Raw genomic sequence first — 11666 nt, 5'->3', positions numbered from 1 at the left:
GCCATGAGCACAGTCATTGACCGACAGAACCAACACCCTTTTACCCTTTCAGAGAAGGAAATCCTTGGCTGCCTTCCCTGTGGTTTAATCGTGCTGAATACCCAGGGATTCATCGTTTGGCTTAATCAGGTGGCCAGCCACCTGCTGGGTGGTGATTTGCGTGGCGAGTTGTGGCTTGATGTCATTCATCGCGTTTTTTCGCCGCGGGCGGACGATGGCCATGAAGTGTCTTTAGTGGATGGACGCCGGGTTAATGTATCGATTTCTTCATTGGAAACTGTTCCCGGTCAATTAGTGACGCTCATTGATTTGACGATGACGCGCGATTATGAAGACGCCAAGGCGAATCAGGACAGGCTGATGATGATAGGCCGCATGACGGCGCAACTGGCACATCAAATTCGCACGCCTCTGGCCTCCGCACGCCTCTACACGGATCATCTGCAGCAGCAGGTGACTGAGGAACGATGCCTGCAATGGTTATCCCGCCTGCAGGATTGCCATGCCAGCATTGAACAGCAGATTGCTGACCTGCTGCTGTTTGCCCGCGGGGAAGCCCTGGTGTTAACCCCAACGGATCTCAGGCTATGGAGTTATCGCTTTTTAGAGCGCGTTTATACACTCCTTGACAATCAAAAAATTAAACTGGAAATCAATAACCGATTGCCGCAGACCCTGTGGCGCCTCCACAGTGAATCCTTGATTGGGGCGTTGCTGAATCTGATTAATAATTCACTGCAGGCAGAGGCTGATGCCCTTAAAATTACCCTGCAGTTGCAGGAAGGGGAAGGGGTTGCGATTCAAATTGAGGACAATGGCCTGGGACTATCCGACGAAGCAAAGCGCCAGGCGTTTACGCCCTTTTTCACGACCAAGGCGCAGGGAACCGGATTGGGGCTGGCTGTAGTGCAGGCTGTGGTCAAGGCCCATGGCGGGCAGGTAAGGCTTGCCTCCTCGCCGGGGCAGGGTTGTTGTGTGACAATACATTTAGCGGAATGACATTAACAGAGGGGTTGTTCATGAGCAACGTATTAATTGTTGAAGATGATCCGGTTTTACGAGAAGCCTTGGGTGAGACGATGAGCCTGGCTGGTCATTCTTTTCTCGCTGCCCGGGATGGCAGAGAAGCCCTGGCGATGCTGGAACGTCATAACCCGGCCATCGTATTGAGCGACATTCGCATGGATAAAATGGATGGGCAGCAATTGCTGACCGAAATTCAACGCCGTAATCCTGGCGTTCCTGTCATTTTAATGACTGCTCATGGCTCGATAGATGATGCAGTTCATGCCATGCGCCAGGGGGCAGTCGATTATCTGCAGAAGCCCTTCAGTGCCCATGCATTGACTGAGAAAGTCAATCACTACATTAAACCGCTGTCCATGGATGATTCTGAACCAATCGCTCAGGATCCCAAGAGCCAGGCTCTCATGTCCATGGCGTTAAGGGTGGCCCAGTCAGATGTGGGTGTCATGATCAGCGGCGAAAGCGGCACAGGCAAAGAGGTCCTGGCCCATTTTATCCATGATCATTCCCCTCGCCGCGAACATCCGTTCATCGCCATCAATTGCGCAGCCATTCCAGAGCAAATGCTGGAAGCCACGCTCTTTGGCTATGAGAAAGGCTCGTTTACCGGTGCCTACAAGTCTACGCCAGGAAAGTTTGAACAGGCCCAGGGCGGTACGCTGTTACTCGATGAGGTCAGCGAGATGAGTTTGGGCCTGCAGGCTAAACTGTTGCGGGTATTGCAGGAAAAAGAAGTCGAGCGCATTGGCGCTAACAAGATGATTAGTCTGGATGTCCGGGTACTGGCAACCAGTAACCGTCAATTACTGGATGAAGTGAAAGCAGGGCGTTTTCGCGAGGACTTATTCTACCGTCTGAATGTGTTCCCTCTGCATTGGCTGCCGCTGCGTGAACGTCCAAATGACATTATCCCCTTAGCCAATTACCTAATCCGTCGTCATTGCCAGAATAACCTGCCGGTTACTCCGGTATTAAGCGACAAAGCCAAACAGGCCCTGCTTCGCTACGCCTGGCCTGGTAATGCTCGTGAACTGGACAATGTGGTGCAAAGGGCATTGGTTCTGCAAACGCAGAATGTCATCGAACCAGAGCATTTGCAATTACCGGATGCAACGGCGTCAGGCACAAAAAAAGAAGTTAAAAACCTGCAGAATCACGAATTTGATTTGATTGAGCAGATATTGAAAGAGCATCAGGGAAACCGCCAGCAGGTAGCGGCTATCCTTGGCGTCAGTGAACGCACCCTGCGTTACAAGCTCGCCAAGATGCGGGAAGAGGGATATGTTGTTTAAATTTGCATCATATTTGACGGCTGTTGCCAAGGCGCGTAATTATAGAAGCTGGGGTAAGGGTTATTTATAAGTATCATTAAGAGGACAGCATGATGAGCGATATCAATACCGTATCCTTGTTGAATCAGATGAAAGTCATGGCCAGTGAGGCGCAAGGAAGAAGCGTGGAATTTGCAAACGATCAGGTACAGTTTAACGATATTTTTCAAAAAACTCTGGGCGAGGTAAATACCCTGCAACAGACCTCCGACGCGTTGAAAGCGCGGTTTGAATTAGGCGATCCCAATGTCAGCATTGGCGAGGTGATGATTGCAGGCCAAAAGGCCAACCTGGGATTTGAAGCCGCCTTGCGCGTGCGCAACCGTTTCGTGCAGGCCTACCAGGATATTATGAATATGCCGATTTGACGCTAAGGTCATTCAGGTGGACAGGAGTTAATCATGGCATTGGCTGACAGCGCATCCAAAGCGGCCGCAAAATTTGCAAGTCTCTCAATCATGAGGCAGTTGGGCCTGCTGGTTGGGCTGGCTGCCAGTGTAGCCATTGGCCTTGGGGTCGTGTTGTGGTCACGTGAGCCAAGCTACATGCCCTTGTACAGCCAGCTCAGCAACCGTGATTCGGCGGATGTGGTCGATGTGCTGCAGCGTAATGCCATCAGCTTCAAAGTGGATGAAACCAATGGCATGATTCTCGTCCCTACCAATCAGGTTCAGGCTGCCCGTATGAAACTGGCCGCAGAAGGGCTGCCGCGAGGCAGTGGCGGAAGTTTCGAATTGTTTGCGGGCAACAATTCATTCAGCACCAGCCAATTCATGGAGAACGCGCGCTACATTCAGGCGCTGGAAGCCGAGCTGGCACGAACGATCAGTCAGTTTCACGACATTAAATCCGCACGCGTTCATCTTGCCATTCCGCGCGAATCAGCCTTCGTCAGGGATACACGCCAACCCAGCGCTTCGGTGTTTATTGATGTGTATTCAGGCGTTGAAATTAAAAAACAGACCATTGCCTCCATCATTAACCTGGTGGCTTCAAGCATCCCGAGCCTTTCAGCCAGCCGTGTGACCGTGGTCGATCAGAACGGGCAATTATTAAGTGAAGGCGGCGGTCAAACGCTGTTTACTGAAACCGAACGGTTTCTTGATTACCGGCAAACGCTGGAACAACAATACGCGCAGAAAATTCAGGACATCTTAACACCGCTTTTAGGGTATGGACGGGTCAGTGCCAAAGTGTCGGCGGATATTGACTTTACCTCTTATGAGCAAACGCAAGAAATGTATAACCCGGAAATGCCGGCGGTTCGAAGCGAACAATTGGTTCAGGATAACCGTAACGTAGGCCCCAATGCGTCCAGTGGTGTTCCCGGTGCCTTATCCAATACCCCGCCTGCCAATTCCACGTTAACGCCGGTCAGGAACCGTAACATCAATTCACAGGCAATGACCAATCAGGACATTGAAGCCAACATGGTGCACAAGGAAAGCACCAAGAACTTTGAACTGGATAAGACCATCAGCCACACCAAAAATCAACCTGGCACTATCCGTCGTCTGACTGTGGCGGTGTTAGTGGATAACCGCTCGGTAATGAATGAAAAAACCAAGAAAATGGAAGTCAAACCCTTATCAAAAGCCGAACTGGATCAGGTGAAAGCCCTGGTGGCGGATGCTATTGGCTTAAATGCTGAGCGGGGAGACAGTTTAAATGTGGTTAACAGTAATTTTGTGAAACCGGAGCCCATTGAAAGCCTTCCTGAGCCGCGTTTCTGGCAAAAAGACAGTTTTTGGTCAATTATTAAACAAGTACTGAGTGGTTTATTTGTACTGGCCATCGTGTTTGGAGTACTTAGGCCTTTATTCAAAACCTTAGCCCATTCCCGCCGTGAGGAGGAAAGCGGCCCGGCGGAAGCGCAAGCCGCCCTGTCTTATGAAGGGAAGGGATTGCCGCCTAATCTCAGCGATTATGACCAGCAGTTACATCTGCTCAGACAAGTAGTGGACAAAGAGCCCAAACGGGTAGCGCAAGTAGTAAAAACCTGGGTTGATCGGGGGTAAGTAAGATGGACGGTATTGAGCGGGCAGCCATTTTGTTGTTGGGTATGGGGGAAAAAAATGCCTCGGAGGTCATGAAGTACCTTGAGCCCCGACAGGTTCAAAAGGTGGGTATGGCCATTTCCAACATGAATAACGTCAGTAAGGTCAAGATGCAGAACGTGCTCAGCGAATTTTTAAATGCGATCGAGGAGCAAAGCAGTCTGACGGTGGATACCGAAAATTACCTGCGTAACGTGTTGATTAATGCCCTGGGCGAGGAAAAAGCCATTCCTTTTATTGATCGAATTCTGGTTTCTGACAAGGACAGCGGCCTTAACCGCTTAAAATGGCTGGATGCCCGTCTCATTGCCGACGTTATCCGTAACGAACACCCGCAGATTATCGCCACCATCCTGATTCACTTAGACAGTGAGCAATCCGCGGAAGTGGTCAGTTATTTTGCCGCTGAGAAGCGCGCGGAAGTGCTGCTTCGCATGTGCAATATCGATACCGTCAAGCCCGAAGCGATTTCAGAGTTAGGCCATGTCATTGAAAAGCAATTAAGCGGACAAAAAGTAGCCAAAACTGCCTCGGTGGGCGGTATTAAAAGCGTGGCTGACGTGATTAACTTTCTAGACGGTGTCGTTGAAGCGGAAGTGCTTGAAAAAATCAATGAATGGGATCAGGAATTATGCGACAAGATCAAAGACAAAATGTTTGTCTTTGAAAACTTGGTCGACATGGATAATCGCAGCGTGCAAACCCTGCTTCGTGATGTGACGACCGAGCAGCTCATGCTTGCTTTAAAGGGAACAACGGAGCCTGTGAAAGAGAAAATATTCACTAACATGTCGAAACGGGCGGCGGATTTGTTGCGTGAAGACCTGGAAATGCAGGGGCCTGTTAAAGTCAGTGACGTGGAAAAGGCTCAACGCGATATTTTAGCGATTGCCCGAAGCCTGGCAGAAGAAGGCAAGATTTCCTTAGGCACCAAGGGCGGCGAGGAAATGATTTAAATCATGGGAATAAGACGCGATGAACAAGGATTTTCAACCCCTGTACGACGAATCCAATAAGAAGGATTTCAGTGCCTGGGAATATAAAAAGGATGAAAAACCGGCTAAAGATCCGGCCGTGGATGAACAGGCTCTCCTGGCTGCCGAATGCGAACGTCTACGCGAAGAGGCGAAAACCAAAGGCTATCAGGAAGGTTTGCAGCAAGCCCAGAATGAAATGAACCAGCTTCGCGATGAATTAAAGCAATGGCTTGAGTTTATTCAAAACCCGGTGCAGCTGGTGGATAAAAACGTCAGTGAAGAAATCATTAAGACCATCATCTGGCTTTGCGAAGCCTGCATCGGCATCGAAATTTCCAATTCGCCAGAAAAACTCCTGCTTTTGCTTGAAGAGATTAAGAAAGAATTGCCAAGCCTTCGCCGCGATCAGCAACTGGTGATGAATACCGAAGACGTCGAATGGTTAAAAAGTCAGTTAAGTCATAAATACCGCGACATCATCGCCATGTTAGTCAGCGACTCCACCCTGTCACGCGGCGATTTTTATTTACGAAACGAATACAGTGAGTTGGATGGCACCTTAAAAACCCGTTTAATGAATTTATTCAGCGCCCATTTGGGTTCCCTAACGCTTGATATTATCGAAGACGAATAATGGCTATTTACGAATCGCGTCTGGTGGATGCCTTAAAAAAATTCCGCCAGGTCCCGGATTCCGGGTTAAGGCATTGCGGCCATGTGAGCCGGGCTGTTGGCTTAACGCTCGAAGCCAAAGGGTTTCATTACCCGGTTGGCGCGCGTTGCTGGGTAAAATTAAATGAGACTGAGCGGGTGGAGGCGGAAATTGTGGGCTTTGACGGCGAGTGCGCCTACCTCATGTCCATCGGCCAAACCCAGGGAATAGGCCCTGGCATGCTCATCACCCCCAGCGGCCGTGTTGCCCATGTGAAAGTCGGAGCGCAATTGCTGGGGCGAATCTTGAATGGCGCCGGTGTCCCCATTGACGGCGGTGAGCCGTTGGTGGCTGCGGAAAGTTATCCGCTGACCAGCGCCCCGTTCAATCCCTTGCAGCGGGCGCCGATTACCACGGCCATGGATGTCGGTATTCGTGCCATTAATGGTCTGCTGACTGTCGGCCGCGGTCAGCGGCTTGGCCTTTTTGCCGGCAGCGGCGTGGGGAAATCGGTGTTGCTCAGTATGATGACCCGTTTTACTGCGGCTGATCTGGTGGTTGTCGGGCTTATCGGTGAACGGGGACGTGAAGTCAAGGAATTCATCGAATGCAATCTGGGTGAAGAAGGGTTAAAGCGGGCTGTGGTGGTCGCTGCGCCGGCCGACGAAAGCCCGCTGATGCGCTTGCATGGCGCCATGGTCGCGACCAGCATTGCCGAATATTTTCGTGATCAGGGAAAACACGTGCTGCTGCTGATGGATTCACTGACGCGATTTGCCCAGGCGCAGCGGGAAATCGCCTTGTCCATCGGCGAGCCGCCGGCCACAAAGGGGTATCCTCCTTCGGTGTTTGCCAAATTGCCGCAGCTGGTTGAACGGGCAGGAAATGGCACCCAGGAGGGCGGTTCGATCACTGCTTTTTACACCGTATTAACCGAGGGGGACGATCAACAGGATCCCATCGCCGATGCCGCCCGCGCCATCCTTGACGGCCACATCGTGTTAAATCGGGAACTGGCGGAATCGGGACAATACCCGGCAATTGATCTGGAAGCCTCGATAAGCCGGGTGATGCCGGCCATTGCGGATCCCAAACAAATGAGTCAAACCTTATTGCTGAAAAAATATTTGTCCATCTATGAAAAAAACAAGGATTTGGTCTTGCTGGGTGCTTACAGCAAAGGCACTGACAAGCAATTGGATAAGGCCATTGCCTATCGCGAAGCCATCAGCAATTACATTGCCCAGGGTATGAATGAGGCCGTCAATTACCAAGAAAGCCTGGCGCAACTGGATGCCTTGGCTGCAAGCCTGGAGCGCTAAGCCGTGTCCAGACAGCGGCTGGAACGCTTGAATACGCTTCTTGGCATGAAGGAAAAGGCCATGGAGAAGGCCGGTGAGATGCTTAAACAGGCACGCGAGCAGTTTACCGCTGGAAAAAGCAAGCATGACCAGATTGTCAGTTACCGTCAGGATTACGTTGAGCAATTGCACCGTATGGGGGATAGCGGATGTACGCTTGGACGATTACGCAATCGCATTGATTTTATCAACCAGTTAGATGCCATTCTTATCCAGTTGAACCAGCAATTGAGTCAACTTGCCAAATTTCGTAGCCAATGCGAAAAAAAATTTTTACAGGCTAAAGCAGAAAAAGACGCGGTTATTCGCTTGATTGAACGGGTAAAATTACAACGGAGCGAGCAGCTTGCCAGGCTTGAGCAAAAGGAAAGTGATGAGTACGCGCAAAAGCAATGGTATAGTAAAAACTCGATGAACAACCCTGATAAACGCGGTGGTTAATTTTTTTAAGCGAATAAGGATTTTCCTGGCGGCATTCATTATTGTCGCGGCATTACTTTCCAGCCTGTTTCGTGCGCTGACCCCTTGGGCTACGCAGTATAAATCGGAAGTTGAACAGCACTTGTCAACCTTGCTGGGGGAGGCGGTGACGATTCAATCAATGGAAACCGGGTGGTATTGGTTTGAGCCAGTGATTAAGCTTAATCAGGTCACCGTGACGGATGCGCATCGTGACACCATCAAACTCAGGCAATTGTTTGTGGGCATTAATCTGTTCAGTTCCCTGTGGCATTGGCAGATTCAACCGGGCGTGCTGTACATCAATGACGTGAAGCTGACAGCAAGGCAACGGCAGGATCAATGGCAGATTGATGGCTTAACCACTCATGACAGACAGCCCATCCACTGGACAGACGACTCCTACCAGCCGATTTTAGCCTGGATTCTGGCGCAACAGAAAATCATCATTAACCACCTGTCTTTGGATGTGCACTTAAATGACGGCACCTTTATTCCTGCTCGCGGCATCAATCTGGTCATTGGCCGCAGCGGATGGGGTTATCGCATCAAGGCCAAGGCGCACCTCCGCCAGCAGGTACCCACCGCGCTGCAATGGGTGGCTTACCTGACGCTTGATCCCTACCATCTCGACAAGACAGAGGGGCAAGTGTACCTCTCATTGAAAAACGTGGTGCCTGCGCAATGGCAGGGCTTTTTTAATCCAGAGCGCTACACGGTGACTGATGGTCGCGGGGATGTGCAGGTGTGGACGGATATTAAAGCCGGGCAGCTGCAGGATGCACAGGCGCGGGCCGATATCTACCGTTTGGCCTTGACTGACAATCAAACACAGCGCCACAACCGCCTGGATCGTTTTAAAGCCAATTTAGCCTGGCAACTCACCCGCACCGGGTGGCAATTAAGCGGCGATCATGTGGGTCTTGAAATTAATCATCGCCATTGGCCGCAAAATCAATTCCTTGTCGCATATCAAAAGCCACTCAACACCTGGACAATCCATGTCAAACAATTAATCATCGAATCCCTGTTGTCCCTGGATGTCTCCTGGCCTGATTCGTTTAAACCCTGGTTAGCTGTCAAACCGCGGGGCCTGTTTAAAGACACCCGCGTTCAGATTAAAAACAACGCGCCTGCCTTCCTGCTGACGCAATTTAAAACCTTGGGCTGGGAGGCATTCGGTCCTTATCCCGGAGTAGAAAACCTGTCGGGGGTGTTAAGTTGGCAACCGAATGAAGGCCATGTGGAGATTGACGGGGAGTACACGGTCATTAAGCCCAAGGATAAACCGCCCGTGACCTTTTTATCCCTAAACACGGTGCTGGACTGGAAAGAGCTCAGCCATGGCCTGCGCATCAGCCTGGATAGACTCGTCTTAAGGCACCCGGATTTGCTGTTTAGCGGCAATGGCGTCCTTGATGACGTGACAGCCAGGGAGATTGGCCATATCACCTTAACGGCGGCTTTATCCGCAAGCAAGGCCCAGCGCTGGCTGCTTTATCTTCCTTCCCAATCGCTTAAACCCAAGCTCGATGCCTGGCTTAAACACGATGTGAAGCGCATTGATAAACTCGTTGCCAATGTCAATATCAATGGCCGCGGCGCCGATTTCCCCTATGACAAGGCCGAGGGTGAATTTGAAATCAATGGCCATTTAAGCGGGGTGGATTTGGTTTTTGCCCCCAAGTGGCCGGTGACCAAAGACATTGAGGCCTATGTTCAGGTCAAGCAACGCACCTTTAATGCTGACGTGGTCCATGCCGATCTGCAGGGCATTGTGTTAAATGAGGCCAATGTGGTTATTAATAATCTGGGGTTAAACCGGGAAACCCTGCTGGTGCACACCAAAGTGGATACCAGTGCCAGCAAGGCGCAGAGCTATGTTCTGGCCTCACCGCTGAATAAGAAACTCTCGGCGTTAAACAGCCTGCAGATGAGCGGCTCCTTAAGCCTCGATCTCCAGCTTGAAGCGGCCTTGTATCCGGAAAATGATGACATTCTCGCCTTGGGTGACATCACGTTTAAAAACAACCAGGTGAAGGTTAATCACACGCTTGAAAACATAGAGCTGCACGAGTTGAATGGCTCCCTGCAATTTGATCATGAAGGCGTGCTCGACAGCAGTTTGCAAGCCTTGCTGCTCAATAATCCGGTGTCAATACTGATTCAGTCCATACGTTCTTCCAATCCGCGTACTGAAGTCAGGATTAAAGCCAAAACCAACATCGCCCTGCTACGCGGCAAATTGAATTTATCCATTTTTGAATTGATGCGGGGGGATTTTTGGCTGGAAGGGCTGCTGGTCATAACCGAGAATAAACAGGATCTGGATCAGTTTCAGATCAAATCCTCCTTAAGCGGGCTTAAGATCGATTTACCGCCGCCATTAAATAAAACCGCCGACAGCCAGGCACCATTAACGGTGGACATCCATTTCAATCCGGACAAAGCCCTGCGTTTTCGCATTAATTACGATTCGCGGCTCAGTGCGGATTTGTGGTTCAGCGGACCAAAAGGCCAGTTTCATCTGCAAAAGGGGGAAATCCGCCTGGGCAGCTCCACGGCACGCTGGCAGGAGCAATTGGGTTTGCAGATTGTTGGATCCCTAGCCTCGTTTGATCTGCGCCAATGGCTTGATACCCTGGCCAAATTACCCGCCACCCGTAGCAAGGAAAGCGTTAGCGACGCGGTCAGCTTCATTGACTTGCGTTTGAAACAGGCGCGCATTGCTGAACGCAATTACACCGATCTCGCCGTGCAGGCCACACGGTTAAATGCCAATGAATGGTCTATCGAAATCGAACAACAACAGGTGAAAGCCAATCTGCGTTACAAAATCAAAGAGCGTTTGTTAAGCGGGGTATTGGGTCACCTGTATTGGCATAAATCCAGCGACAGGCAGTCCAAACCCTCCAGGCTTAACGTCAGCGACATGCCCAATGTGGATTTGCGTATCCATGATTTTCGTTATGACACATTCAATGTTGGGCAAGTGGCCTTGAAAATGACAAGATCCCCCAAGGCCTGGCGGCTGGATTATTGCAAAATCAAAACCCCGGCTTATCAAGTGACTGCGACTGGCGAGTGGCATCAGGCCACACCCATAAATCAAACCCAAATCAAGGTGGATATGCAGATTAATGATCTGGCAGGCAGTCTGAAGCGATGGCATATCAGCCCGGTGGTGGAATCGTCCTTTGGCCAGATTGAACTGCGAGGCACCTGGCCCGGTTCGTATACGGATTTTGCCTTAAATAAAGTGAAAGGGACCATGGCACTGTATTTCAAGCATGGCCGCATCACCAATTTAAGCCCGGAAACGGAAGAAAAACTGGGCTTGGGTAAATTATTAAGCATCCTAAGCCTGCAAACCATCCCGCGGCGTTTAAAACTGGATTTCAGCGATCTGAAAAATGATGGCTACAGCTTTGATGTGCTGAAAGGCAGTTTTGAAGTCAGGGACGGGGCGATACACACAACGGACAGCTACATTGACGGTCCGGTGGCTTATGCCAGCATGAAAGGCAGTCTGGACCTGGCAAGACAGCTTTACGATGTGGACTTGCAGGTGTCGCCGCACATTACTGCGAGCCTGCCCATTGTGGCGACAATTGCCGGCGGTCCTGTGGCAGGCGTGGCCACCTGGGTGGCCAGCAAGATCATTAATCAGGGCATGCAAAAAATCAGAGCCTATACTTATAAAATATCAGGACCGTGGAAACAACCGGTGGTGCAGCAAGTCAGTATTTTCAGAAAGGAAAAAAACCAGTGACCCTGGCAGTAAAGAAAAACTTAACCCGGGA

The 11666-nt window shown here is 50.5% G+C and carries 9 protein-coding genes; all 9 read left to right on the top strand.

Features of this window, described 5'->3' with window-relative positions; genetic code table 11:
* The first annotated feature begins 3 nt into the window (after positions 1-3).
* The 9 genes from GH742_RS10845 to GH742_RS10805 all read left to right on the top strand — a co-directional run bounded on the left by GH742_RS10845 (position 4) and on the right by GH742_RS10805 (position 11635).
* Positions 4-999, top strand: a complete 996-nt coding sequence (locus GH742_RS10845) for a PAS domain-containing sensor histidine kinase (RefSeq protein ID WP_203454981.1) — start codon at positions 4-6, stop codon at positions 997-999.
* Positions 1000-1019: 20 nt separating this feature from the next.
* Positions 1020-2318, top strand: a complete 1299-nt coding sequence (locus GH742_RS10840; protein ID WP_203454980.1) for a sigma-54 dependent transcriptional regulator — start codon at positions 1020-1022, stop codon at positions 2316-2318.
* 92 nt (positions 2319-2410) lie between these two features.
* On the top strand, positions 2411-2725 hold the full coding sequence (gene fliE / locus GH742_RS10835) for a flagellar hook-basal body complex protein FliE (RefSeq protein WP_203456920.1): 315 nt from the start codon (positions 2411-2413) through the stop codon (positions 2723-2725).
* A 33-nt stretch (positions 2726-2758) separates the two neighbouring features.
* Positions 2759-4375: a flagellar basal-body MS-ring/collar protein FliF gene (gene fliF, locus GH742_RS10830; protein ID WP_203454979.1), complete on the top strand. Its 1617-nt coding sequence runs from the start codon at positions 2759-2761 to the stop codon at positions 4373-4375.
* A 5-nt stretch (positions 4376-4380) separates the two neighbouring features.
* Positions 4381-5370 carry a flagellar motor switch protein FliG gene (fliG, locus tag GH742_RS10825; protein ID WP_203454978.1) on the top strand — a complete coding sequence of 330 codons (990 nt, stop codon included), beginning with the start codon at positions 4381-4383 and terminating at the stop codon, positions 5368-5370.
* Between the two features lie 19 nt (positions 5371-5389).
* The gene (locus GH742_RS10820; protein ID WP_203454977.1) at positions 5390-6025 is read left to right on the top strand and encodes a FliH/SctL family protein; all 636 of its coding nucleotides are present in this window, start codon (positions 5390-5392) and stop codon (positions 6023-6025) included.
* Complete coding sequence (fliI, locus tag GH742_RS10815; RefSeq protein ID WP_203454976.1) at positions 6025-7365, top strand: flagellar protein export ATPase FliI; 1341 nt, start codon at positions 6025-6027, stop codon at positions 7363-7365. The genes GH742_RS10820 and fliI overlap by 1 nt, the downstream gene beginning before the upstream one ends.
* Before the next feature lie 3 nt (positions 7366-7368).
* Complete coding sequence (gene fliJ / locus GH742_RS10810; RefSeq protein ID WP_370569473.1) at positions 7369-7845, top strand: flagellar export protein FliJ; 477 nt, start codon at positions 7369-7371, stop codon at positions 7843-7845.
* On the top strand, positions 7838-11635 hold the full coding sequence (locus GH742_RS10805) for a YhdP family protein (protein ID WP_203454975.1): 3798 nt from the start codon (positions 7838-7840) through the stop codon (positions 11633-11635). Before fliJ ends, GH742_RS10805 begins: the two co-directional genes overlap by 8 nt.
* The last annotated feature ends 31 nt before the right edge of the window (positions 11636-11666 follow it).

The sequence above is a fragment of the Legionella sp. MW5194 genome, assembly GCF_016864235.1.
Taxonomy (GTDB): Bacteria; Pseudomonadota; Gammaproteobacteria; order Legionellales; family Legionellaceae; genus Legionella_C.
This window is presented reverse-complemented; position numbering and strand designations above follow the sequence as displayed.